The following is a 25,257-nucleotide window of genomic DNA, read 5'->3' as shown; positions in this document are numbered from 1 at the left end:
AGGATGCATGTGCGCTTAGCATGGAAGGCGGCTCGGTTATGGTTAATGCTGTTATGGCTGATGCTGGCAGGCGTTCTTGCGGGCTGCAGCTTAAGCAGTGCTGGGCAGGAAGCGGTGCTGAAGGTGTATACCTCGCGGCATTATGAGGTGGACTCGCGGCTTTACGAAGCGTTCACTGAACAAACCGGCATTCGGATCGAAGAAGTAAAAGGGACTGCTGAAGAGCTTCTTGAGCGGATCATAGCCGAAGGAGAGCAAACGACTGCCGACCTGTTCGTATCAGTGGACGGAGGTGTACTGGAACAGGCTAAGGCGCATCAGTTGTTCCAGGCTATCGAATCTGCGGTTTGGGAAGAGCAGGTTCCAGAGAGATGGCGAGATGATGAATCGTACTGGACGGCCATTTCTTCCCGTGCCAGGGTAATAGTGTATGCGAAGGATCGCGTAGACCCTGCCGAGCTGACGAGCTATCAAAACTTGGCGGACCCGAACTGGAAGGGCAGGCTGCTGATCCGCTCCTCTGCCAACGGGTACAACCAGTCTCTGCTTGCATCGCTGGCCGCCTTGAACGGTTTGCAGGATACATTGGATTGGGCAGCGGGCGTCGCCCGCAATCTGGCTCGTTCCCCGGAAGGAGGGGACAGGGCGCAGCTCAAAGGGCTGCTGGAAGGAGCGGGCGATGTGGCTTTGGTCAACACATACTATCTGGCAGGGTTGCTCGGCTCGGATGATATGGACGTGGCGAGGGAGACGGCAGGTCTGGGTGTGGTTTTTCCGGACCAGAAGGAGGACGAGTGGGGAACCCATGTGAATATCAGCGGAATCGGGTTAATCCGCCATTCGGGCAACAAGGAGGCGGCTGTTCAGCTGATCGAGTTTCTGACCGGGAGTGAAGCGCAGACAAGGCTTGCCCATGATAACTTTGAGTATCCTGTGAATCCAGAGGCGTCAATGCCCGATATCTTGAGCGAGTGGAGCGAGTTTAAAGCGCAGCCTGTCTCTTTCTCTGAATGGGAAGCGTATCGCCCGCAGCTTGCTGATGTTGCCGAAATTTCTGGCTGGGACTAACTTTTTTTCATTTTCACAGCGTTTTCTCATTTTCATTCGCTATACTATCGAAAGATGATAATGATATTCGTTATCAATTAGATGTGTATCATTGTCGTCAATAACTATTTCTAGCGAAGAGAAGGGGATACATATGTTAGCAAGGGTAAGAGGAAGAAGACTGGTCCTATTCGCTTTCATTTTATTGAGCGTGATCTTGGCTGCCGGATGTGCGGCAGGCGGTGACGAAGCCGGGCCAAACACTTCAAATGTGAATCAGGGAACGGGCAATCAAGGAAATGATAACTCGTCCGAATCGCCCGAACCCGACAGCAGCGGCAATGATCAAGAACAGGCTGGCGGTGAAGTGAATCTGTATACCGCCCGTCACTATGATGTTGATCAGGAGCTTTATGATCAATTTACGGAGCAGACCGGAATCAAGGTCAATGTGGTGGAAGGCAAGGCACCGGAGCTGATTGAGCGGATTAAGCGCGAAGGCGCGAGCACTCCGGCCGATCTGTTCATTACAGTGGACGGCGGCATATTGAACACGGCCAAAACGGAAGGCTTGCTGCAGCCGATTGAGTCTGAGGTGATCGACCAGCAGGTTCCCGCTGATCTGAGAGATTCGGAAGATCATTGGGTCGCGCTTTCCAGCCGTGCCCGCATCATCGCTTATGCCAAGGACAGAGTTGATCCAGGCGAGTTGTCCACGTATGAGGATTTGGCCTCAGAGAAGTGGAAGGGCCGCCTTCTGGTGAGATCGTCCACGAATCTGTACAATCTTTCGCTGCTTGCTTCCTTGATCTCTATCAACGGAGAAGAGGCCGCAGAGCAATGGGCAGCAGGCATCGCCAACAACCTGGCACGGGAGCCTGAAGGCGGCGATCGCGATCAGGCGAAAGCGGTCGCGGCCGGAGTCGGCGATATTGCCATCATGAACACTTATTATTTGGGACGCATGTCCGTGTCGGACGACCCCGAAGAGGTCAAGGTTGCCGAAAGCCTGGGTGTTTTCTTCCCGAACCAGGACACGACCGGAACCCATCTGAACGTCAGCGGAGCGGGTCTGATCAAGCATAGCCAGAATAAAGAAAATGCGATCAAGCTGATTGAGTACCTGACCGGAAAAGAAGCGCAAGAAATCATTTCCCAGGCGAACTTCGAATATCCGGTGAACCCGGAAGCGGAGCTGCCAGACATTCTGAAAAGCTGGGGAACGTTCGAGCATCAGCAAATCGATTTTGCCGAATATGGCGTGCATAATCCTAAGGCAGTAGAAATTGTCAACAAGACAGGATGGAAGTAATACCTAATGGAAGGAATACCTATGCGGCTTGGCCGGATGATTAGAAATTTCAAAAGACAGGCAAATGGCTGGCTTATCGCCAGTCTGGCAGGGGCAGCAGTCATTCTGTTGCCCATCCTCTTTGTTCTGAGCGGTTTATTCCAACCAGCGAATGACAACTGGGCGACGATCAGGCAGTACATGTTAAGCGACTATATCGTCGGCACCGTCAAAATAGTCGGTTTTACGGGTGTATTGGCCACGGTGCTGGGTCTGGTGCTGGCTTGGCTGGTTGTCGGCTACGACTTTCCGCTGCGCCGTTTTTTTCGTTGGGGGCTCGTTCTGCCCTTGGCTATGCCTCCGTACATTATGGCTTATACTTACAGCACGATGACCAGCTACACGGGCGTTATTCAAGCCACGCTACGCAACCATTTCAACATCATGCTGCCACCCGGCACGATCGAAGTGATGTCGGGCAGAGGGGCTGTTTTCGTCCTGACGCTCTGTTTGTTTCCTTATGTATTTATGATTGCAACGGCGTTTCTCGAAAGACAAAGCGCCTCCTATATAGAGAACGCCAGGCTGCTGGGCCGCAAGGGAATTTCCTTATTTTGCAGAGTCGTCTTGCCGATCTCCCGTCCCGCGGTTATCGCCGGCTCGATGCTTGTCGTGTTCGAGGTGATCAGCGACTACGGGGTGGTCAGTTATTTCGGGGTTCAGACGTTGTCAACAGCGATTTTTCAAACCTGGTTCGGTATGTACGATGTTGATTCGGCGATCCGCCTGGCTTCCTGGCTGATGGTAGTCGTTATCGGGATTTATGTGCTTGAGCGCTTTCTTCGCAGAAACCGAAGGTTTCATACGACAACAAGCCAAACGAAGCCAATGAAGCCGCAGAGGCTGAAAAGAGCGCCGGCCATAGCGGCTGCCGCTTTATGCTTAATCGTATTTATGCTGGCGTTTCTCCTTCCGCTGCTGCAGATTATCGTATGGACGACCTGGACCTATGAAAAAGTATGGCGATCGAACTTTCTCGATCTGATGGCGAACACGCTGACCGGTGCGCTGATTGCCGCTTGTGCCGTCGTTTTGCTGGCTATCCTGGCAGCGAGAACAGCAAGAACCGTCGACTCCACGATCGGGTATACGCTTTCCCGGCTAATGACAGCAGGATACGCTGTTCCCGGAGCGGTGATTGCGGTCGGCGTGCTGGCGCTGTTCATTCGTCTCGATGAGTGGCTTTCACCAGTCTATGTCATGATGGGCAAGGAGGAGGGAGTGCTTGTGCTAAGCCTTTCCTTGTTCATGCTGATCACCGGTTATATCGTTCGTTTCCTGGCTTCCGGGTACAATGCTATGGAAACCGGCTATGACAAGATCCCGAAGGCGTATTCCGAAGCGTCCAGAACACTGGGCAAAAGCTCGGCCGCTACGTTTTTCAGAGTAGAATTGCCGCTGCTGAAAGGCTCGTTGCTGTCGGCCTTTATTCTAACTTTTGTGGAAGTGGTTAAAGAACTGCCGCTAACCTTGCTGCTCCGGCCGTTTAACTTCGATACATTGGCGACTCGTACTTATCAATATGCGGTTGATGAGCGCATCTTTGAAGCTGCGCTGCCGTCTTTGATGCTGATCGGCATCAGCCTGGTATCGGTCATGTTCATCTGGAACTATCGGATTAAAGAACGTTAGGAGAGAGGATAATGAGTATCCTGAGGATCGAACAATTGACTTTCCGTTACAGCAAGCGTGAAGCGCCTGTGCTCGACAAGCTGTCGCTAAGCATCGGACAGGGTGAGATTGTAGGCATTCTTGGCGCGAGCGGAAGCGGGAAGAGCACGCTGCTCAGGCTGATTGCAGGCCTGGAAATGCCGGAGCAAGGAAGCGTTCATATTAACGGGAACAAGATTGTCGATGAAAGGTCTTTTGTTGATATTGAGCAAAGAGGCGTCGGCATGGTATTTCAGGACTATGCGCTGTTTCCTCATCTGACGGCCGAAGACAACGTTCGCTTTGGCTTGCACAGGATGAAGCGTGCCGACAGACAGCGCCGTGTGACGGAGATGCTGGAGCTGGTGCAGATGACCACCTTGGCCAAGCGCTATCCCCATGAACTAAGCGGAGGACAGCAGCAGCGCGTGGCGCTCGCACGGGCACTGGCTCCCGGGCCATCGATTCTGCTGATGGACGAACCTTTCAGCAATCTGGATGCGGATCTGAAGGATGCGATTCGCACAGAGCTCCGGGACATTTTGCGAACAGCCGGCATCACCTGCATGATCGTCTCGCATGATCAGGCCGATATCGAGGCGATATGCGATCGCGCCGTCTATTTGCAAGACGCTGGCAGGGTGATGCATGAACGTCATGTCAGCCGGACGGAGGACGTGAAAGAGGCCAAGGATAGCGGGGAAGAGGCTGCGATCTCCGGGGCAATCTGAGCAGTAAATAGACGATATTGGCTTGAAACTCAACCCAGCTCATACTTAAAACAGGCAGCCATTCATTTCCATGGCTGCCTGTTTGCTATACATGACTGCCTTCTTAAGCAGTCTTCTTTACTTGACGATGACCCGTACCCGGCAGAGATTCAGTACTTGAGTATACGGATCGTCGGTATCGCCGTTTCTGTGCGACGCCACGCGCAGGACAGGAAAGCAGGTACCGGGCTTAGCGAAGGAATAGGCCGCCTCCGTGACAGCACAGGTCCCTTCTATACCAACAATGTTGATCTCGGCCTCCGTTGCGAATTTGCCCGTTCCATCGAAATCCCAGCTCGCGGCCGTAATCTTCCCTGCTTGCGGCGGCACTTCGATCTCCGCCCTGAAGAGCACGCTCTCGCCGGCGGCGACCTCAGCGCGTTCGCTCCCGTTCGCGTCAGCCTGATCAGCGGCTGAATGCCCCGGCGCTGATCGGCTTTATCCGGAACGATCACTTGGCCGTCCGCGACTTCATAGCAGGTACTCGCCGGTGGCGCAACGTCCTTTTCTACCCATGCGCTTACATCGCGCAGCGCCTGGAATAAGGCAGGGATGTATGAAACGATGTGCAGGTCGTCAAGAGGATCGTTCGAGCTAGTATCGGCATGCAAGGAGCGGTCGACATACCATAGTCTGAAGCGGTCATCCAGCTTGTCGCCGAGCACATTTTGAACCTTGCTCCGATACCAGTCCGCCATCCAGGGGAAGGCGCTCTCATCCATCAACGTTTGCAGGACGATAGTGCTGTTTATCTTTTGTTTACTTTTCGATGCCATTTAATTTACCTTTTTGCCCTATACTAAGGGGTACACAGCAATTGAATGATAGGGAGGGCGGCGGTTTGAATGTGCGGCGACGGCTATTTCTTTCGAATTTCCTTATGCTTATCCTGCCGGTTGTGCTGGTGATCCTGAGCAGCATTGGTGTTACCCTTGTTTACACGGGGGTGAGCGGCGAGTCAAACATAAATTCTCCGCGTTCCAGCATGTTTTACAGTCATATCCTGGATGTTGAGAAGCTTGCCCATGAGCTTGCCGATGCCAGTTTGGCGGAGAAAAAGTCCGGGATAGATGCGTTCAATCAGAGACTTGAAGGGAAAGGGGCCACACTTGCGCTCTATGCTGGTGATGAGGTCATTTATCCTGCCGCAATGCCCGCTGATCCGCTCTACGACCTTATATCTCATGCGGGAACGTACACGGTTATTACCGACAGGGGCTCCGTTTATCGTGCCGATGCCGGAGACTATGCGTTCGTCCTGCTGGATGCTTACAACAGCAGTAAGCAGATGCAGCGCGTTGTTTTGGGAGCCGGGATGTTGATTGGCCTTATCCTCTTGGTGATTATAACGAATTGGGCCTTGACCCGGTTTGTGTTCAAAAGCATTATGAACCCGATCGACACCTTGGTTCGCGGCGTTCACCAGATAAGGGACGGCAACCTGGCCTACCGCATTCAATATGATAAGCAGGACGAGTTTGCGATAGTCTGTTCGGAATTTAACGAAATGGCGCAGCGGCTGTTGGCTATGGTTCAAGAGCGGAAGAAGGATGAACAGAACCGCAGGGAGCTGATCGCCGGCATTTCGCACGATTTGCGTACTCCGCTAACCTCCATCAAGGCATATCTGGAAGGTCTTGAGAAGGGGGTTGCCTCTACCCCAGAGATGCGGAATAAATATTTGGACATTATCAAAGGAAAGACGGAAAGCCTTGAGCGTATTATCCGCCAGCTGTTTTTGTTTTCCAAGCTGGATGTGGGCGAATTTCCGCTTCATTTGGAGCCTGTCAATCTGGGAAGCGAACTGCGCGCGATGCTGGATGTCTTTGCTGCGGAGTACGACAATCGCGGATTAGTGATTCGTATTGAAGATCAACTGCCGAATGCCAAAGCTTTGGTGGATATCGTCCAGTTTCGCAATGTTATACAGAACATTCTGGACAACAGTCTCCATTACAAAAAACGGGAGCAGGTGGAAGTTACCGCAGCATGCAGCGCTAATGAGCAAGAAGTGGAGCTGGAATTTGCGGATGATGGCCCAGGGGTAGCGGATGACGAGTTGGAGAAGCTGTTTGACGTATTTTACCGCACTGATGCCTCACGCAAAACATCCGATCAGGGAAGCGGCTTGGGGCTTGCGATAAGCAGCAGGATTATAAAGCGCCTGGGCGGAAGCATGCGGGCTGAACACTCTTCCGCTGGCGGGCTTGCGATCATAATTACACTTCCCCGTTATACAGACAAAGGAGGGACGCCACATCAGCATGAAGAACATTCTGATCATCGAGGATGATAAGGCCATCGCTGACATTGAGAAGGATTTTCTGGAGATCGAAGGCTTCCGGACCGTTATTGCTGCCGATGGCATGGAAGGGCTGCGGCTGGCCCTGACAGAGAGCTTCGATTTAATTGTCCTGGATTTGATGCTCCCGGGGATTAACGGGTATGAGATTTGCAGGACGATACGGGAGAAGACCACGATTCCTATTTTGATTGTAAGCGCTAAGGACGAGGTGACGGACAAGGTTAGAGGACTCGGATTGGGCGCTGATGATTATATTGCCAAGCCATTCTCGCCAACCGAGCTGGTGGCGCGAGTGAAGGCCAATCTGGCCCAATATGAGCGGTTGTCCCAGCAGGATGCGCCCGGTCGCCATGAGATACAAGCCGGTCCGGTTCGGATCAACAGGCTGACGCAGCGGGTATATGTAAATGATCACGAGGTAGATTTCAAAAAACGGGAGTTTGAGCTGCTGTTGTTTCTTGTATCACATCCAGATATGGTCTTCAGCAAGGAAGAACTGTATGAGAGGATATGGGGAATGGACGCACTCGGCGACCTGAAAACAGTGGCTGTTCATATTAACCGCCTCCGGGAGAAAATTGAGCGCGATCCGCAGCATCCGCTGCATATCCAGACCGTATGGGGAGCGGGCTACCGCTTTCGTCTTTAAACGAACGTTTACACTTCGTTAACCTTCTATTAAAAGTCTCTTTAATTTTGACAACCCGGGTGTTTACCGCTGCCTGATATGATGGATTCAGCCCACCAGAATTGGAGGAATCCATCATGTCAAAGCTAATGCTCACCAATATCACCAAAACATACCGCAGTGGTGAAGTGATTCACGCCTTGAAGGGAATATCCCTCGGTTTCAGAGCCAACGAATTTGTTTCCATTCTCGGACCGTCAGGCTGCGGAAAGACAACGCTTTTAAATATTATTGGCGGATTGGATCGTTATGATGAAGGCGATTTGTTATTGGGAGGAAGGTCCACCCAGCATTTTAAGGATAAGGACTGGGACGCATACCGCAATCACTCGATCGGATTTGTGTTCCAAAACTACAATCTGATCTCCCATCTTACTGTGCTGCAAAATGTGGAGATGGCCATGACCTTGTCCGGCGTATCCCCGTCTAAGCGCCGTGACAAGGCTAAGCAGGCGCTGCACGATGTAGGACTTGGAGACAAGCTGAACAAAAAGCCGAATCAGCTCTCCGGCGGCCAGATGCAGCGGGTCGCAATCGCCAGGGCGCTGATTAACGATCCGGAAATCATATTGGCCGATGAGCCGACCGGGGCGCTGGACAGCCAGACGAGCCTTCAGGTGATGGAGATTCTGAAGAAGATCTCCGCAACAAAATTGGTCATTATGGTAACGCATAATCGGGAGTTGGCCGACGAATACAGCAGCCGCATCATCGAACTGCTCGATGGAGAGGTGCAATCCGACAGCAACCCGCTGATGAAGGATCAAAGCGGCACAAAGCAAAAGGATGGAGCCAAACGGGATGCAAATCAGCTGAATCTGCGGCAAACGTCGATGTCGCTGCCCACTGCCCTGGCGCTGTCTTTTCGAAATCTGCTGACCAAAAAAGGGAGAACGCTTATTACTTCTTTTGCAGGCAGTATCGGCATCATCGGGGTGGCGCTTGTGCTGGCGCTATCTACCGGCCTGTCGGGCTTTATCTCGCAGCTGCAGTCCGAAGTGCTGTCCGGCGTTCCGCTGACGGTATCGGAAAGCCCGCAGATGGCCCCGGCTTCCGATGATAATCCGTTTGCGATGCTGTTCGGGGAAGGAGAGAAATTTACGGACGAGGACGTTATTCATTCGTACGATATGTACGGGAATATTCGCCAGCACCAGAATGTATTGACGCAGGAATACTTTGAATACGTCGAGCAGATGGAGAACGAGCTTTCCGATGAGATCAGCGCGATCTCTTACGGACGAAACGTGGACATGAATGTACTGGCCAAAGGCGGCGACAATGTCGTTAAATTTGAAACTTCACTGCCGGAAACCAGCGAATCGTCCGCACCATTCGCTATGGGTTCCACCTACTGGCAGGAGCTGCCCGAGGACAGTGAATTTATTCTGTCGCTCTATGATTTGATCGGCGAAGGAAGCCGTTATCCGACAGCAGCGGGCGAGGTAGCGCTTGTTGTGGACGAGTACAATCGGGTGGACAAGGCCTTCCTGGACAAAATGGGCATTCAAGCGGATGACGGAAGTCTTAAGCTGAGTGATCTTATCGGCAAGACGCTGCTGAAGGTCATTCCGAATGACAGCTTTTATAGTGAAGGCGATAATGGACTGTTCGCGCCGGCTTCTGTCGAGTCCTACGCCCGCTTATATGAGGAAGCCGAAGGACTGGAGCTGACCATTACGGGTGTTCTGCGCATGAAGGAAAGCGCCCTCTCGGCTGTCGGCTATTTATCAGAGGGCATCGTCTATACCCCTGAGCTGACTGATTATGTGCTCGATCAGGGAGGCCAATCAGCGATTGCCAAGGCCCAACTGGCATCAGAAAGGGATGTTCTTACGAATTCTCCCTTTGCCAGCGAGGAGGCCAGAAAGCAGAGATTGCGCAGCCTGGGAGCGGATGCAGCGCCGTCAAGCATCAATATCTATCCGAAGGATTTTGCCGGCAAAGATCGGATCAAGGAGTATCTTGACGCTTACAATGCCGACAAGGAAAAAGCAGACCAGATTCTCTATTCCGATGTATCCGAAATGATTGGTTCGATGATCCAGCAGGTGCTGAATATCATCTCCTATGTTCTGGTCGGATTTGCGGCGATTTCTCTTGTCGTCTCCACCATTATGATCGGTATCATAACCTATGTATCGGTATTGGAGCGGACGAAGGAAATCGGCATACTGCGCAGCATCGGGGCCAGGAAAAAGGATATTTCGCGCGTCTTTAATGCGGAGACGGCTATTGTCGGGCTGACCGCAGGAGCGATCGGAGTCCTGGTTTCCTATGCGCTGACGATACTGATTAACAGCATTCTCTCCAGCCTGGCCGGCATTGACGGTGTTGCTCAATTAACGGTCGTCCACGCTGTGTCGCTGATTGCAGGCAGCATACTGCTGACGCTGGTAGCCGGTGTGTTCCCGGCCCGCACCGCCGCCCGCAAAGATCCAGTGACTGCATTGCGCACCGAATCCTGATCCGGGTTATGGATTCGGGCCTGAAATGCCTCTTTCAGCATCAAGCAGTACTGTATTGCAGCTTAGAAACAGTGAATTCATTTTCATTAGAAAATACTGTTACGCCCATGCACAAACAGGCAGCCCATGATCTTCAGGGTTGCCTGTTTGCTAGTTCAGCTTCATTTACCATGGCGCCCTTGGCGCTTAATTGTTTTTTAAATTCAAGTAGTACTCCCTTGTATTTTTGTCAAGCTTCTCTATAGCATATCTTAAAGTGATTCTGGGCATGGTGCGGGCATGTTTATCCAAAAAAGACCTCAGCTTTTCCTCGGCTTTCTTGCCGGCTTCACGAATAAAACTGCCAACCGCCTTGTTGATTAGTTCCTCGTGATCGTTTATCAGGATTTCAGCGATGGCAAACGTGTCCTCCGTACTGCCGTTCTTAATAAAGCTATATGTACTGACGATAGCTGTTCTGCGTTCCCATATATTTGAGGAATGCGCCAATTCGTACAGCTTATCTTTCGGTTTGTCCAGCAAATACATCCCGATTACAGATGGAGCGGACCGGTCAACGAAGTCCCAATTGTTGATTCGATCATGCCTTCGGAGGTACAATTCGTATAGTGCCTGTCTATGGTCTTCGGAAATTTTTTTGGACTTGGCCTGGAAATCCATAATGCTCACGGCACCCATTCTTACTTCATAATAATCGCTTTCTAAGAGCCGTTCGATTTCCGGTAAAGACATATTCATGAATTGCTTCGCAATTTCGAACACGGTTCGCATGTTTAGCCCTAAGCACTTCGTGTTTTCATCAGAGCCTTTAAAAAACTTCTGCATTTTTTCTATATCTGCTTCATTCTGATGTTGCTGTAAATCATGGATAAAGCGTTCAGCGGTAAGATTGTCCATAGAAACCAAACTCCTTTCGTTGGAGCAACAGTATAGCATACTAACGATTTTCACATTTCTTACAGATTGCTGCAAACCGCGGTTCTCGTTAAATGCGCATGGAAAGGCCCATTTTGCGCGGACATGACGGTCTATGGAATCATTTCGTACAATACGCAGGCAACAACAGGCAACAAGCCCTCGCACCCCGCCAACCTTGGCTGTTTTCAATACTGGAGTTGAAGGTGATAGATCATGTTTGGAAGTATGTTGTTTAAAATTTTCCTAAGGGCTGATAAAAAGCATACGCGAATCCGTATGAACGCGATTAAGAAAGGAGCTAACAATGGAAGGACAGGAAGATCTGCTTGCCCGTCAACTGCAGCTGCAAGCTGAAGCTGATGCTGTGGCGGATGAAATGAACCTTGCCCAATTGCTGACAGCCGCCGGCACGCCCGTAAAAGTAGGGAGTGCGGCGCTTGGTTTAATGACTTGGAGAGACCTCGATTTGACGGTCGTTTGTCCCAAGCTGGACATCGCTGCCATCTCCGGAATTGCTTCACAATTGATGAACAATTCTAGGGTTCGGGAGTTGAAATTCATAAACGATACCGGCAGCTGGAACACTGATCCGCTTTATCCGGATGGCTATTATATCGGGTTGAATTACCAGTCTAAAAGCGGAAGCAAATGGGAGCTGGATATTTGGTTCGTTGATGAGCCTGAAAAACAACCTGATCTGCAGCATATTCGCACAATGCCCGGTCTTCTTACTCAAGAAGCGGTTATCTCTATTCTCCATATTAAAACAGTTTGGGCAACAAGAAGCGAGTATGGGAAACAAGTGAAAAGCTTTGACATTTATACGGCGGTATTAGACAATCAGGTGCGTACACCAGCTGAATTCGAGCGATGGCTGCAAAACCGCAACCAACTATCCATTTGAATGCCGTGAAGGAGGAAAAGCAATGCTCGATTTTTCAACTTTAATTCCGTATATTATCGTCGTCATCGGTCTATTTTTAATTCCGGGTCCGGCCGTTCTGCTTACCATCACCCGCACCGTTCAAAGCGGACGCAAAGGAGGCATTATGACAGGGCTTGGTATTGCAACAGGGGATTTTCTTCATACGTTGTTTGCCGCTGCAGGGCTTGCTGCCATACTCATGAGTTCAGCTCTCGCTTTCAATGTTGTCAAATACGCGGGAGCGGTATATTTACTATACCTGGGAATTCGCGAAATGATAAGCAAGCCTTCAGAACCGCAACTTCCAAAAGTTGAATCGGCAGGCGCCCTAAAATCCTACTTTTCGGCAGCAGCTGCTGAGGTTCTTAACCCGAAGACGGCGCTCTTCTTTCTAGCTTTTTTGCCTCAATTTGTTAATCACGAACGCGATGGAATCGTTGCGCAATTTTTGCTCCTTGGTTTCATCTTTGTAGTGTTGAGTGTTATGTATACAACAGGAATTGTATTAAGTGTCTCTGCTCTGAAGGGAGTGCTGAAGCGGATGTCATGGACGGGCCGTTTAAGCCGCTTAAGCAGCAAATTCGCCGGAATGATCTATATCGGACTGGGGCTGAAGGTTGCATTCCAAAGACAGCAATGACGAATTCGCATGTGGATTATAACAGGTGATCGTACAGCAGCCTGTTTCTTTTGTTACACCGGAAGGAACTTTAGGCTAGTTTTTATTGCTTTGCCCTTGTACCGATTACGAGCATAGATCATGTCTGAGGCAAAAGCTGTAAGACCATATCCTCGGGTTGAATTTTCCTAGCTGGATAAATATGCAAGCAGGATGAAATAAAAAAAAGTTGACTTTACATAAATATATAACAATATTGTTATATATTTATGTTGCTTGAGGAGGCGAGGCTCAAGATGGAATTTGATAAATTAGCGGATGTTCTCAAAGCGCTTGCTGACCCGACAAGGCTGAAGATCATTTCGCTATTAAGCATGCGTGATTGTTGTGTGTGTGAATTTGTACCACTATTTAACATCTCCCAACCGGCGATTTCCCGGCATCTTAGCCGTCTCAAATCAGTTGAACTGGTCAAAGAAACGCGGAAAGGACAATGGGTATTTTATTCCATTAATGAGCAGCGGTTAAAGGATGTTGGGTTAGCGTTATCCAATCTTCCTGATCTATCGGATGAGCTGAAAAAATTGGAGCAGCAAGGCTTGCTCGTCACATGTGATTGAAGGAGCGGGGACAATGAAGGAGCATGTTGGCAAACGAATGTCTTTCCTAGATCGTTATTTAACGGTTTGGATCTTTGTTGCGATGGCGATTGGAGTTGGCGTTGGATATGTTTCGCCGGAATTTACGGCGGTGTTGAACGAATTTCAGGCGGGAACGACCTCGATTCCGATTGCCATTGGTTTGATTCTCATGATGTATCCGCCGCTGGCGAAGGTACGTTATGAAGAAATCGGACATGTCTTCCGCAACCGGAAGGTGCTGCTTATTTCGCTTGTGCAGAACTGGCTGATTGGTCCCATTCTCATGTTCGTATTGGCTATTATCTTTTTGCAGGGCTACCCCGAATATATGGTGGGATTAATTATGATCGGCCTTGCGCGCTGTATCGCCATGGTCATTGTCTGGAACGACTTGTGTAAAGGTGACACCGAATACGCGGCGGGGCTGGTAGCCTTTAACTCTATATTCCAAGTGCTGTTTTACTCCGTCTATGCTTATGTGTTCATTACTGTTCTGCCGGGCTGGTTTGGCTTGGAAGGCATGATCGTAGATATCACGATGGCTGAGGTAGCCCAAAGTGTGCTTATCTATTTAGGCATACCGTTCATAGCGGGCATGCTTTCACGTTATACGCTGGTGAAGGTCAAAGGGCGGTCCTGGTATGAACAGGTTTTTATTCCGAAGATCAGTCCCATTACACTTATTGCACTTCTGTTTACCATTGTTGTGATGTTCTCGATCAAAGGGGAAATGATTATCCAATTGCCTCTCGACGTCGTACGGATTGCCATTCCGCTGCTGATATACTTTGTCGTCATGTTCCTGATTTCTTTCTTCATGGCGAAAAAGGCAGGGGCGAATTACAAAATCAGCTCTTCGCTAGCTTTTACTGCATCAGGAAATAATTTTGAGCTTGCCATTGCGGTTGCCGTCGGTGTTTTCGGCATTCATTCCGGAGCCGCCTTTGCTGCTGTTATCGGGCCTCTGGTGGAAGTGCCTGTAATGATTGCCTTAGTTAATGTCGCACTGCGTTTTCAGCGAAAGTACTTTTCGAAAGAAGCGGCTTAAAAGCCCGCCGGGATTTATGCAAAATGCTGAACTAGGAGGAATCCACATGCCGAATAAGAAGAAAAAAGTCTTGTATTTTTTATGCACGGGTAATTCTTGCCGCAGTCAAATGGCGGAGGGCTTCGGCCATCATTATCTTGGTGACAAATACGAAGTATACAGCGCGGGTATTGAAGCGCATGGTTTAAATCCAAATGCGATCAAAGCTATGGCGGAAAAGGGAATGGACATCACTCAACAAACCTCGGATGTGATTGATCAGCAGACTTTGCACAGAGCCGACTATGTAATCACCCTTTGCGGCGATGCCAATGACAAATGCCCGCTTACCCCTCCGCATATTACACGCTATCATTGGGGATTTGATGACCCGGCCAAAGCAACCGGGACCGAAGAAGAGAGATGGGATGTGTTCCGGCGAGTACGAGACGAGATCGAAGCACGCATCAAACGTTTTGCCGTCGAAGGAAAATAGGGAAGAGAGATGGAGTCGCTGCTAATTAGGTGCGGCTCCTTTTTCCTATGGTATAATCTGAGCAAATATTTTTTTGCAAAGATCAAGATAGTCGAGCGGGAGTGACAGCCGTGGAACATTCAGCGGTTTTGCTGGTTGATGATGAACAGGGGCTCCTGGATATGGTGGCCTTTACTTTAAGGAAATATGGGATTGGAAATATATTGACGGCAACGACAGCGCAGCAGGCGATGGAGATCCTTCTGCAGCGGGACATCTCTTTAATCGTCCTGGACATCATGCTGCCGGATGGCGATGGGTTTGATGTATGCGGGAAGATGAGAAGCATTACGGAAGCGCCTATCTTGTTTTTAACAGCCAAAAATCAAGACGTCCACAAGATCAAAGGGTTTGAGCTTGGAGCGGACGACTACATAACTAAACCGTTCAATCCTACGGAAGTAGCTGCCCGAGTTCAAGTCCATTTAAAGAGAATGCAGCGTATCCAGACCGTGTCCAAACCGGTCTATGATTTCGGTTATTTTTCTGTGAACAAAAAAAGCGGGCAACTGTTTGTAGAAGGGGCGGAAGTACCGTGCCCGCCGATGGAGTTTTTATTGCTGACCTTCTTGTGCGAGCATGCCAACCTGATTTTTACGGCTAACGAGCTGTATGAAAAGGTCTGGAAACCTTTCCAAGGAGGAGATGAGAAAACGGTGGTTATACATATTTCCAGACTGCGCAAGAAAATTGAGCCCGACCCGAAGAATCCGAGGTATCTGGTTAATATCAAAGGTCTGGGATACAAATTGGTGAGAAAAGAAGGGAAGGCCAGATGACGTTGATTCAGCGTTCCATGCTTCTGGTGCTGTTCTTTTTATTAGCATCCGCAGCGGTCATCTCTATCAGCTTTGTGCTGGTTGTTGTCATTGTTATCTTTTCCATGGAGATCGTACCGGCTTTAAAGCAGGTTAATATCAAAGTCTATCAAGCACTGGTCCTCTTGCTCGTTATCGGCTGCTACAGCTATATGATGGGAACAATCATCGGTAAACCGGTGCTTGCGGTGATCGGTTGGCTCAAGGGATTATCGGAGGGGAAATACGACCGTCATATTTACACTGAGCAGTTTGCTTTTCTATGGAATAAGCAGCAGAAGATTAAATGGTATTATAGCCCGTTTAAGGGTATTGTTCTTCGCCTGCAGGAGCTGTCCGCTTCACTCGAGCGGAATCGTCGGGAAATCGTAAGAGAAAATGAGGCTAAGGAACAGTGGCTATCCGGCGTAACTCACGATCTCAAAACTCCTTTTTCGTATATAAAAGGGTACCTGGATCTGATGACCAGTCGGGATATTTCGCTGACCGAGGATGAACGGAATCAGGCTGTGCATTTGATTAAGCAAAAAGCGGACGAGATCGAGGGGCTGATTCATACGTTCCAAATCGAACAAGCGCGGCCGCTTGCGCTAAAGACAAGGCGCGATCTTGTCTCGTTTTTGCGCGAGGTTACCCTGGATGCGGCCAACAATCCTAGGGCGGCGTGTTATCATTTTACTTTTAAAACAAGCGCGGCAGCCTATGAGTATTACTTTGATCCGACATTGCTGAAGAGAGTTATGCAAAATCTGCTCATTAATGCGGTGCTTCATAATCCGCCGGATTCGGAAATTGCTGTTCGCTTGGATGTCAAAGATTACGTGTACATAACCGTGGCGGATAATGGTGTGGGCATTCCTTCTGCCATAATCCAGAACGTGTTTGACTATCGGGTTCGTGGTGAGAAGAAGGCCGCGGATGGCCGTGGGATCGGCCTGGGTGTGACGAAAGCGGCGGATGGCGATGGGATCGGCTTGGCTGTGGTGAAAGCGCTGGTTGAAGAGCACCAGGGTGTCATTGACGTACAGAGCATCGCGAATCAGGGTACGCTGCTGACGATAAAACTGCCTCTTGTGCGCGAGTGAATAAATTCGTTTACCTTCCGTTTACTTTCAATCGCTATTGTAAAAAGGTAAGAAACAATAGCAAGAGGTGAGGAAGGAATGGAACAGTATGTGCTGGAAACAAGTGATTTGACTAAAACATACGGAAATTATAGCGCAGTAGACGGTGTCAGTTTAAAGGTGCCCCAATGCTCGATATATGGTTTTCTGGGTGCGAACGGAGCGGGAAAATCGACAACGATGAAGATGGTTCTCGGACTAATCAAGCCCGATCGTGGCAGTATCCGCGTGTTCGGCAGGCCGTTTCCGCAGGAACGCACTCGTATCTTGCGCCGGGTAGGTGCTTTAATAGAGTCGCCTTCCTACTACGGCCATTTAACGGGATATCAGAATTTGAGGATTGTCGCCAAATTAATGGATGTGTCAGAATCGCAGATCATGGAGACGTTAGAATGGGTCCGTCTAGAGAATCAAGCTGACAAGAAGGTGAAGCATTACTCTTTGGGGATGAAGCAAAGGCTGGGGATCGCGATGGCAATCGTGCATCGTCCGAAATTGCTTATCTTGGATGAGCCTACAAATGGGCTGGATCCTTCCGGCATTCAGGAAATTCGTTCATTTATTAAGAGTATTCCGGAGAAATTCGGGATGACGGTGCTTATATCCAGCCATCTTCTGCATGAGATTGAGCAAATCGCTGAGCATGTGGGGATTATTCATGAAGGCCAGTTAATCTATCAAGACACCTTGGCTTCACTGCAGGAAAAGGGCGGGGATCTGCCGTTGGAACGGATTTTCCTGGAGATGACGGGGCAGGGGAGAAGCCTATGATTAAACTGATACAGATAGAATGGCTGAAAATGAGAAGATTTTGCATCGTATTTCCCGTTATGGCTGCTTTTTTCCTGCTTCTGATGGTCGGCGGGCTTTGGTTTTTCAATTATCGGGAAGGAGACGGTGGCGTATTTTCTATTTTTGCCGTCCAGTATTTTTTCCTTTCGCTGACTTTGATGCTCAGCATCACCATTCTTGCCAGCGTAACCGCTTCTACCGAGCATGAGGCGAAAGGCTGGAAGCTGCTTGCGGCCCTCCCGGCTGCCAAACGGAACATCCTTATTGCGAAGTTTATCGTTGTATTCCTGCTGATGGCCTTGGAGGTTCTGCTGATTATTGCCGGTACAGCGGTAGTCTGGATGCTGGCCTCGAACGAGGCGGTTCCATGGGATTTCATGCTCCGGCAGCAGCTTTATTGCCTGCTTGCGGCAGGCGGTTTTATGGCTGTACAGGTTTGGCTGTCTACGGTTTGTTCCAACCAGTCGATTCCGGTCGGATTCGGTGTTGCCGGATCCATATCCAGCTTGTTCCTTGCCAGATCCAATACAGGGATGGTGCACCTTTTGCCCTGGGCTTACCCCTCGTTATCGTCTCCGTTAATTCCGGATCACCGGCAATGGGTTGTGGCGGGAGCTGTAACGGGGGTTATTATCTTGCTGGCAGGAATACGGCATTTTACAAGAATCGAGTGGTAGGATGGTGTAAAGATGAGAAAATTAATAGCTGCAGAAGCTGCGAAAACGCAGTGGATTCTGATCGCATTCTTGATCGCTGTTGATTTGCTGGTGAATATGTCCTTGGGAATCAGTGATTTGGATATGCTGCAGGAGTATTATGCTGCGAATTGGCCGCATTTTTTGATGGTGGTGTACAATTTCCATACTATGTTTTTCTTCCCGCTATTCTCCGGGATCCTGGCTGCGCTTCTATGCTCATATGAGCACAGGTCGGGGGGCTGGAATCAGTTGTTGGTCATGCCCTACTCCCGGACTCGAATGTATGCCGCTAAATATATCATGCTTGCAATGATTCTAGCCGTTATTCAATTAACGTTCATTGGTGCTGCTGTTGTTACAGGCTTCCTCACTGGCGTCGAAGGCAATATGGACTTGGGGATGGTGATAATCAGCGCCTTCAGCGGCTGGATCAGTATTTTACCGTTAGCGGCGCTTCAATTATGGTTTTCCTCCCGCTTGAGCAGCTTCGGTATTGCGTTTAGCCTCAACGTGGCTTGTGTACTGCCCAACATTGTGCTATCCGGCCTTCATTCCCTGTACGGCATGTGGTTTCCTTTCGTCCTGCCTTTTTATGCGATGATGCCGCAAGGGACTCCTTTCGCTCCGCGGGTTGACGAGCTCAGCTTGTATGTATGGATCGGCATCAGCTTGGCAGCCGCCTTTTTATTAGGAAGCCGCTCTTTTCAGAAAAAGATCATCACTTGAGAATATTATGGATTATCATGACAATGCTGGGTGAACTTTTTGCTCATTAATCAGGAGGACGCTTGTATGCTAACTATTCTCGTTATCGGTGCTTCGGGTATGCTTGGCCAATTGGTGTGCAAAGAATTGGTAAGAATACCGGAAGAGATTCACATCATAGTGAGTGATTACAAGGCTGATCGCGGAACCAAAACCGCGGAGTCGATTGCGGGCGCCGAATTCCGGCAAGCCGATGCGCGCAATCCAGAATCGATTCGTTCAGCATTAGCCGGAGTGAACGCGGTCATCGTTGTGGCGAAGCAGGAGGAGCCGCTTGTGCAGCAAGCGTGCATTGAGAGGGGTATCGCTTGTGTGGATGTTACGACTGAAGCGGCATTTGTAAATAAAGTACGCCAATTGGATGCGCCAAACATAGGCTCTATCGTTATGGCCGGCTTCTTCCCTGGACTGTCTGGTTTAATGGTGAAAGAAGCCGCAGAAGCGATGGACGCACTTGAAGAAGTGAATGTGGCGCTGCTCCAGAGTACCAACGCGCAGGCAGGTGCGACCGGGGTTTCCGATATGCTGCACATTGTGGCGCAAGACGTGGAGGGCAGAGCAGGCTTCAAAGAAGCCCGTCAGATCGCATTTGGTTCTTCCGGATTGGAGAGAGAGGTTCGAAAAATTGAACATGCGGAACGAGGATGTATATCTGAAGCCATGAACCTGTCCAATCTGCATTATTGGACGGCCTGGAATGAAGCTTCTTTTAATAAGAAGATCAGTTTGTTAAAAAAGCTCGGTTTGTTAAAGTGGCTTGCCAATCGAAAAGGGCTTCTTGAAAAGATAGTGATCCATAACCCGAACCAAAACGAGAGAGCCTATTTGACTGTGGAAGCCAGCGGCCGGATAGAGGGACGCCCGCAAGTGAATTGTAGGAGGGTCAGCGTAGTTTCTGACTATGAAACGACTGCTATGGTGGCGGTGGCCTTAGCCAAAATCGTGTTGAAAAATGAAATCAAAGGTGTCCGTTACCCCTTTGAAGCAACGAATTTGACTGAATTGATGGACACGATTCAATCCGATCATATTGTGCTTAAGTAACTTGATATGATTTAAGGCGGCCGCAAACACGGCCGCCTTAAGTGATTAATCATTCTTTTACCATGGACAATAGGATTTGCTCCATCTCCTCTTTGGGCAGCAAATCCGCAATCATAACAATCTCGTATGACTTGCTGCTGTCGGTTTCCGGAATGCGGATTCTCATTCCTTGCACATTTGAATCCTTATATTGGGCAAATTCAAGCTGATAACCGTCCACGGTATAGGACTCAATACGGTCGAATGCCCATTTGGCCAATTCTTCATCGTTTATCGGCTGCTGAACCGTTCTGAACCCAAACTCCCCATTTCTGTATTCCATATCTCTATATTCCAAAGCAACAAACGAGCGGGAGGAGTCCCGAAACCGAAACATCTCTTTTGGATTAATTTCTTCCGCAACTAATTGATGGCCATCTGGGAGATAGCTCGGCCTTCGGATGGGATAGCCTGCTAACTGACTGGCTTCCTCCAGGGTTATTTTCGTTCTTTCAACTATCTGGGCGTTGAAGCTTTCAATTTCTTCTATTGTAGCCTGGTAATCCCTTTGTTCTTCGGGTGGCAAAACGTCAGGATTTATTTCCTTTGTGCCATCAGCTGCCCCGTTGATTTTTTCAGTATAATCCTGGAGCGCGCTGAACAGCTCTTTATAACGAACAAATTCATGGTCGGATAAGGCTTGCCTGGCGATTTGCAAATCTTCTTCAATTTGCTGAATATCGACCTCGGTAATTTGGGGGTCCATCATTTTCAATTGTTCCTTAGATCCGAAGATCTGAGTGATTAAAGTTTCAACTGCATTTTGTGCAGCAATTACTATGCGCGTGCCTCCTTCAGTCATGATCCATGCCCCTCCAATAATCAGGCACGCGGCGGCGGCAGCCAGGAAGCTTTTTCTCAATCGTCTAATTGGTCTTCTGCTCTTTGGCTTCCATTCCATCTCCATCTCCGCTTTCGCTTTCATTACGCCCAATTTGCTTCGCTCATGCAATTCGCCGGGGAGCTCGATCTTGTCCAATAATTGTTTGATTTGCTTACTCATAAATCTCCAGCCTCCTTTGTTTGCTTTCGGAGCTTTTGCAAAGCCCGATATAAAACTGATTTCGCCGTTCCTAAAGGGATTTGAAGCACTTTCGCTATTTCATTAAAGGTGTAGTCGTAATAAAATTTCAGAAGAATTACGCTTTTTTCTTCTTCGTTTAGTGCATCCAACAGCTGCTGCAGCGATAGTGACAGAGGAATGTTGATATCCTCTTGCGAGCCGATAAACGGTTCGTACTCCGGCTTCATTGGAATCATTCTTTTCTTTTGCTTCAGTACATTCAAGGCGCTGGTGATTGTAATTTTAATCAGCCACGTTTTGAAATACTGTGGATTTTCCAGAGTGCCCAAGTTCTTGTAAGAACGGTAAGCAACTTCCTGAACCACATCCAACGCATCGTTTTTGTTCTTGACATACAAATAAGCCATGCGATAAATTTCGGGTTCATAGGTCTGGAAAAGTTCGATGTAGGCTTTGTGGTCGCCGTTCTGAGCTTTTTTTACTAACTGGATGATCGGAATTCAACCTTTCTTTGCTTTTTATCTATTAGACAATCACTAGTCCTTTTTGGCTTAAACGAATTTAAAGTTTTTCGGGCAAAATTTTCTCAAATATCTTTTATGAAAACAAGCAGCCGCATAGGAAGCTTTGACGGTTACGGCCGATTGGAATATAATGATAACGATAATCATTATCACTATCACTGTCCATATTGAGAAAGGTTTTGGAGGGAAGACGTGTGCCGATTATATTCTCTCCCGCTTCATTTTTCACAGCTCAATAACTGAAGATAGGATGGGTGCGCTGTCTTTAAGGGGGAATGCGTTCTTGCATTTAGATGAACAAAGCTCGCTCACATGTCTGAATCCAACTTCCAGGACGGACTTGAAGCAGATTCGAGAGTACATGGAGCATCATTATCATGAGCCTCTTTCTATTGCGCAGTTGGCTCAAATGGCGAACCTTAGTCCCAAGTATTTCGTATATTTATTCAAAAAAACCTTTGGTCACAGTGCCATTGATTATTTAACAGATTTGCGAATCAACCGGGCCAAACGATATTTGCTCGAATCCGATTACCGGATGCGAGAAATTGCCCATAAGGTGGGCTACAGCGATGAATTTTACTTCAGCCGGAAATTCAAGAAAGAAGTAGGAATTTCTCCGTCCGAATATGTCAAGAAGCGGAAAATACGGGTTGCGGCATGCTCGCCGCCGGTTATGGGCCAATTGCTTGCCCTGCAGATTGTTCCGGTATCGGCTCCTTTGAATCCGAAATGGACGCCTTATTACTATTACACGTATCGCTCAAAAATCGAGATAGGTCTGGAATTTGACGGGCTTCACGAAGCCAACTGGCGCGACTGGGTCAGATCAAGGCCGGATAGGATTGTCGGTGATGAGCACCTGCCGGCAAAAGTAAGACAGAAGCTGGAGGATATGGCTCCGTCTATCTTCCTTCCCGTACATACGATGAATTGGCGGGAGCAGCTTCGCAAGATCGCGTTGTTCCTCGGGAGGGAGGAGCAGGGCAGGGTCTGGATTGATAGCTATGAACAAAAAATTCAGTTTGCCCGTAAACAGCTTGCCCCTGTGCTGGGTGCGGATTCATTTGCCGTGCTCCGTCTTTATGGCGAAGCTTTGTACCTGTATTGCAATCAAGGAATGTATGATTTATTATTTCACGATTTAGAGCTAACACCCGCTTATGCAGCGGAGGTTTTATATAATACGGAGATATCGCTTGAACAGCTGGCCCGGCTTGATCCGGATCGTATTCTGATTGCAGTATGTCCTGAATCTGCATCGCGGGCATACTGGCTATCGCTTCGGCATAACAAGTTATGGGGTAAGCTTAAGGCGGTGAAGCACGGGCGTGTTTATTCGATACATTCCGATCCATGGTTTGAATATTCCGCCACGGCTATCGACCGAATGCTGGATGAACTGCTGCTTTTCTTTATGAACTATAATCCAAATCAACAAAAGGAGAAAATGCATGGCGGCTCTATTGCGCATCCGATATAATCTCTATTACTGAGAATGATTATCATCGAGAGGGGATATATGGATGTCGTACAAATTTCGTTCGGTAAGGTTTCTATTCGGCTTGAGCTTGCTTAGCATTGGCTTGCTTGCCGCGTGCGGTTCCGGTCCAACGGATACGAACAGTAAGCAATCAGATGGTGCAATCGTGTCAAAGGCTCCCGAGCCTTCTGAATCTGCGCCGGTAAATAAGGAAGAAGCCGAACCGGAAGCAGATCGGGTGTTCACAGATGAACTCGGTCATGAAGTGGTCGTGCCGGAAGCGCCTGTCAGAATTTTTGCCCCCTACATGGAGGACGCCTTGCTCACTCTCGGTGTTGAACCTGTAGCCCAGTGGTCGAATGGAAATCAAGGTCATCGATATTTAGAGGATAAATTGCAGGGGATACCAAAGATGGATTTCTCGGGCGGAATGCCTTCATCCGAGGAGCTGCTGTCATACGAACCTGACCTGATTATTCTGCATACGGCCAACTATGCCGAAAATGGCGTATACGAAAATTATTCCAAGATTGCGCCGACCTATGTGTTCAGCAATGCGGCTGGCGATGTAGAGAAATCGCTCGAAAAATTGGGTGAATTGATAGGGAAAACGGATGAGGTCAATCAAGCCCTGGAGTCCTATCGTCAGAAAGTCAACGAGGCTAAAGCGGCTATTGAGCAGAACGCGTCCGGCAAGAAAGTGGCGATCATCCGCTTTGCTAGCCGAGGAGTCAGTTTGATGGGCGGCAATTATTTTTGCGGTTATGTCATTAATCAGCATTTGGGTATGGACATGACCCCGCTGGCGGAGGATGAGAACAGTTTGAATATTTCGCTGGAGATCCTTCCGGAATTGGATGCAGATTATATTTTCGTGATCAATGCCTATGGACAAGGCACGGAACGAATGAAAGAGATGACGGAAAGCAATATTTGGAAAAGCATACCTGCTGTGCAGCAAGGCCATGTGTACGAAGTAAATGACGAGTATTGGCTTGGAAGCGGCCTGATCGCTTACGAGAAAATTATAGACGATGTTGTAAAATTACTAGCACGATGACGATAGACGGGACAAAAATACTGCTTGAAAGCTTGTTGTCAATGGTTGTCCGCTGTTCGCTACAAGAGGCATAGGGAAGCCCGTACCCGCCATGCGAATCGCAAATAGTCCCATCATAAAGACGCTTGGACCGGCCTGTTCGCGATGAGCCGGTCTATTCCTTTTTACAGGTCCGGTTGCTGATTCCCTGTCCGGTTATGCAGCAAGGCGAATTGTTTCGCCAGAAAAGCCGGGGTATAGGGCATGTCGTTTTGCAGCCAGGAAATGATCGTGCCTATTATGGCTGATGTATCATACCAGATCAAGATGTCTTTTTTAACGCCTGCTTTTTCCACGAAGGAATCACTTCCGGTTCTGTCAACCGCCGAAACGATTCGATCCCGAAATAATTTGTGCAGACGCTCTCTAAAAATGGGAATTCCATTAGGGCCAAGCACGGTTTTGTAAAATTCCCCATGCTCCGCTATATGCTCAAGCAATTTCACCAGGCTTTCCCATCTTGTATTACCCGTTCGTTGCGCCTCGCTGTTATATTTTTGATTAACCGCGTTGATGTCCTCGATCATTTCGTCCGCCATCTTTTCCACCATGTCGGGGATGTCGCGATAATGCAAATAAAAAGTAACGCGATTTATAGTCGCCCGCTCTGCTAACCGATGCACCGTTATTTTTTCAACATCACTTTCCTGAAGCAATTCAATAAAGGCATCTCTAATGAGTTTGCGAGTTCGTATTTTGCGAAGGTCTGTATGTGCTCTTTTATTTTCCATGACCATTATCCTCTTTCCGTTCACCCACACTACAATTTTCTCAATTATGTCGCATATTTCAAAAATAATCATCATAGTGCAAGGATCTATTAATTAATTGACACCTAATTGAAAATTGTTGCTTGTGAAACGTGATTTACTGTAATTATAATTTATACATTGTCAATTATAC

25 protein-coding genes are annotated in these 25,257 nt (G+C 48.7%); 20 read left to right on the top strand and 5 right to left on the bottom strand.

Annotated elements, in window-relative coordinates; translation table 11 throughout:
• Positions 1-3: 3 nt before the first annotated feature.
• The 4 genes from PSHG_RS08115 (at position 4) to PSHG_RS08100 (ending at position 4,779) form a co-directional block, all read left to right on the top strand.
• On the top strand, positions 4-1,068 hold the full coding sequence (locus PSHG_RS08115) for a Fe(3+) ABC transporter substrate-binding protein (RefSeq protein ID WP_010271707.1): 1,065 nt from the start codon (positions 4-6) through the stop codon (positions 1,066-1,068).
• A gap of 133 nt (positions 1,069-1,201) precedes the next feature.
• Positions 1,202-2,359: a Fe(3+) ABC transporter substrate-binding protein gene (locus PSHG_RS08110; RefSeq protein ID WP_010271705.1), complete on the top strand. Its 1,158-nt coding sequence runs from the start codon at positions 1,202-1,204 to the stop codon at positions 2,357-2,359.
• A 6-nt stretch (positions 2,360-2,365) separates the two neighbouring features.
• On the top strand, positions 2,366-4,030 hold the full coding sequence (locus PSHG_RS08105; protein WP_010271704.1) for an ABC transporter permease: 1,665 nt from the start codon (positions 2,366-2,368) through the stop codon (positions 4,028-4,030).
• An 11-nt stretch (positions 4,031-4,041) separates the two neighbouring features.
• Positions 4,042-4,779: an ABC transporter ATP-binding protein gene (locus PSHG_RS08100; RefSeq protein WP_010271701.1), complete on the top strand. Its 738-nt coding sequence runs from the start codon at positions 4,042-4,044 to the stop codon at positions 4,777-4,779.
• A 272-nt stretch (positions 4,780-5,051) separates the two neighbouring features.
• Here the strand turns inward: PSHG_RS08100 and PSHG_RS08095 are convergent, their stop codons facing one another.
• On the bottom strand, positions 5,052-5,594 hold the full coding sequence (locus PSHG_RS08095) for a hypothetical protein (RefSeq protein ID WP_026021254.1): 543 nt from the start codon (positions 5,592-5,594) through the stop codon (positions 5,052-5,054).
• 71 nt (positions 5,595-5,665) lie between these two features.
• Between PSHG_RS08095 and PSHG_RS26905 the strand changes: the two genes are divergently transcribed.
• The 3 genes from PSHG_RS26905 to PSHG_RS08080 all read left to right on the top strand — a co-directional run bounded on the left by PSHG_RS26905 (position 5,666) and on the right by PSHG_RS08080 (position 10,279).
• The gene (locus PSHG_RS26905) at positions 5,666-7,111 is read left to right on the top strand and encodes an ATP-binding protein (RefSeq protein WP_235782035.1); all 1,446 of its coding nucleotides are present in this window, start codon (positions 5,666-5,668) and stop codon (positions 7,109-7,111) included.
• Entirely contained in the window at positions 7,083-7,772 is a 690-nt protein-coding gene (locus tag PSHG_RS08085; RefSeq protein ID WP_010271696.1) for a response regulator transcription factor, read from the top strand. The genes PSHG_RS26905 and PSHG_RS08085 overlap by 29 nt, the downstream gene beginning before the upstream one ends.
• A gap of 116 nt (positions 7,773-7,888) precedes the next feature.
• Positions 7,889-10,279, top strand: coding sequence for an ABC transporter ATP-binding protein/permease (locus tag PSHG_RS08080; protein ID WP_010271694.1), 2,391 nt, complete (start codon positions 7,889-7,891; stop codon positions 10,277-10,279).
• Positions 10,280-10,465: 186 nt separating this feature from the next.
• Here PSHG_RS08080 and PSHG_RS08075 read toward each other — a convergent pair whose 3' ends face one another.
• Positions 10,466-11,176 carry a DNA alkylation repair protein gene (locus tag PSHG_RS08075; protein ID WP_010271691.1) on the bottom strand — a complete coding sequence of 237 codons (711 nt, stop codon included), beginning with the start codon at positions 11,174-11,176 and terminating at the stop codon, positions 10,466-10,468.
• A 325-nt stretch (positions 11,177-11,501) separates the two neighbouring features.
• Here PSHG_RS08075 and PSHG_RS08070 point away from each other — a divergent pair, with 325 nt between their 5' ends.
• The 11 genes from PSHG_RS08070 (at position 11,502) to PSHG_RS26900 (ending at position 20,185) form a co-directional block, all read left to right on the top strand.
• Positions 11,502-12,101 (top strand): hypothetical protein, encoded by a 600-nt coding sequence (locus PSHG_RS08070; protein ID WP_010271689.1) that lies wholly within the window; start codon positions 11,502-11,504, stop codon positions 12,099-12,101.
• Positions 12,102-12,123: 22 nt separating this feature from the next.
• Positions 12,124-12,762: a LysE family translocator gene (locus tag PSHG_RS08065; protein WP_010271687.1), complete on the top strand. Its 639-nt coding sequence runs from the start codon at positions 12,124-12,126 to the stop codon at positions 12,760-12,762.
• Positions 12,763-13,037: 275 nt separating this feature from the next.
• Positions 13,038-13,361: an ArsR/SmtB family transcription factor gene (locus PSHG_RS08060; RefSeq protein ID WP_010271684.1), complete on the top strand. Its 324-nt coding sequence runs from the start codon at positions 13,038-13,040 to the stop codon at positions 13,359-13,361.
• 13 nt (positions 13,362-13,374) lie between these two features.
• Positions 13,375-14,430 (top strand): ACR3 family arsenite efflux transporter, encoded by a 1,056-nt coding sequence (gene arsB / locus PSHG_RS08055; protein WP_010271681.1) that lies wholly within the window; start codon positions 13,375-13,377, stop codon positions 14,428-14,430.
• A 46-nt stretch (positions 14,431-14,476) separates the two neighbouring features.
• Positions 14,477-14,905: an arsenate reductase (thioredoxin) gene (arsC, locus tag PSHG_RS08050; protein WP_010271680.1), complete on the top strand. Its 429-nt coding sequence runs from the start codon at positions 14,477-14,479 to the stop codon at positions 14,903-14,905.
• A 110-nt stretch (positions 14,906-15,015) separates the two neighbouring features.
• Entirely contained in the window at positions 15,016-15,723 is a 708-nt protein-coding gene (locus tag PSHG_RS08045; RefSeq protein WP_010271678.1) for a response regulator transcription factor, read from the top strand.
• Positions 15,720-16,847 (top strand): sensor histidine kinase, encoded by a 1,128-nt coding sequence (locus PSHG_RS08040; RefSeq protein WP_010271676.1) that lies wholly within the window; start codon positions 15,720-15,722, stop codon positions 16,845-16,847. Before PSHG_RS08045 ends, PSHG_RS08040 begins: the two co-directional genes overlap by 4 nt.
• A gap of 78 nt (positions 16,848-16,925) precedes the next feature.
• On the top strand, positions 16,926-17,657 hold the full coding sequence (locus PSHG_RS08035; RefSeq protein WP_010271674.1) for an ABC transporter ATP-binding protein: 732 nt from the start codon (positions 16,926-16,928) through the stop codon (positions 17,655-17,657).
• The gene (locus tag PSHG_RS08030) at positions 17,654-18,355 is read left to right on the top strand and encodes an ABC transporter permease (RefSeq protein ID WP_010271672.1); all 702 of its coding nucleotides are present in this window, start codon (positions 17,654-17,656) and stop codon (positions 18,353-18,355) included. The genes PSHG_RS08035 and PSHG_RS08030 overlap by 4 nt, the downstream gene beginning before the upstream one ends.
• A 12-nt stretch (positions 18,356-18,367) precedes the next feature.
• Complete coding sequence (locus PSHG_RS08025; RefSeq protein WP_010271670.1) at positions 18,368-19,102, top strand: ABC transporter permease; 735 nt, start codon at positions 18,368-18,370, stop codon at positions 19,100-19,102.
• A 66-nt stretch (positions 19,103-19,168) separates the two neighbouring features.
• Complete coding sequence (locus PSHG_RS26900; RefSeq protein WP_010271667.1) at positions 19,169-20,185, top strand: NmrA family NAD(P)-binding protein; 1,017 nt, start codon at positions 19,169-19,171, stop codon at positions 20,183-20,185.
• Between the two features lie 49 nt (positions 20,186-20,234).
• Here the strand turns inward: PSHG_RS26900 and PSHG_RS08015 are convergent, their stop codons facing one another.
• Both PSHG_RS08015 and PSHG_RS08010 read right to left on the bottom strand, forming a co-directional pair.
• Positions 20,235-21,227, bottom strand: coding sequence for a hypothetical protein (locus PSHG_RS08015; RefSeq protein WP_010271662.1), 993 nt, complete (start codon positions 21,225-21,227; stop codon positions 20,235-20,237).
• A complete protein-coding gene (locus tag PSHG_RS08010) occupies positions 21,224-21,748 on the bottom strand; it encodes a sigma-70 family RNA polymerase sigma factor (RefSeq protein ID WP_026021253.1) in 525 nt (174 codons plus the stop codon). The genes PSHG_RS08015 and PSHG_RS08010 overlap by 4 nt, the downstream gene beginning before the upstream one ends.
• A gap of 307 nt (positions 21,749-22,055) precedes the next feature.
• Here PSHG_RS08010 and PSHG_RS08005 point away from each other — a divergent pair, with 307 nt between their 5' ends.
• Entirely contained in the window at positions 22,056-23,255 is a 1,200-nt protein-coding gene (locus tag PSHG_RS08005) for a helix-turn-helix domain-containing protein (protein WP_010271658.1), read from the top strand.
• 43 nt (positions 23,256-23,298) lie between these two features.
• A complete protein-coding gene (locus tag PSHG_RS08000) occupies positions 23,299-24,315 on the top strand; it encodes an ABC transporter substrate-binding protein (protein ID WP_010271657.1) in 1,017 nt (338 codons plus the stop codon).
• Between the two features lie 164 nt (positions 24,316-24,479).
• Here PSHG_RS08000 and PSHG_RS07995 read toward each other — a convergent pair whose 3' ends face one another.
• The gene (locus PSHG_RS07995; RefSeq protein WP_010271655.1) at positions 24,480-25,085 is read right to left on the bottom strand and encodes a TetR/AcrR family transcriptional regulator; all 606 of its coding nucleotides are present in this window, start codon (positions 25,083-25,085) and stop codon (positions 24,480-24,482) included.
• Positions 25,086-25,257: the final 172 nt, after the last annotated feature.

Origin of the sequence: Paenibacillus senegalensis JC66 (genome assembly GCF_000285515.1) — a bacterium.
GTDB classification, from domain to species: Bacteria; Bacillota; Bacilli; order Paenibacillales; family NBRC-103111; genus Paenibacillus_L; species Paenibacillus_L senegalensis.
Note: the sequence above shows the minus strand (reverse complement) of the source record. Positions and strands in the feature narration are given on the sequence as shown.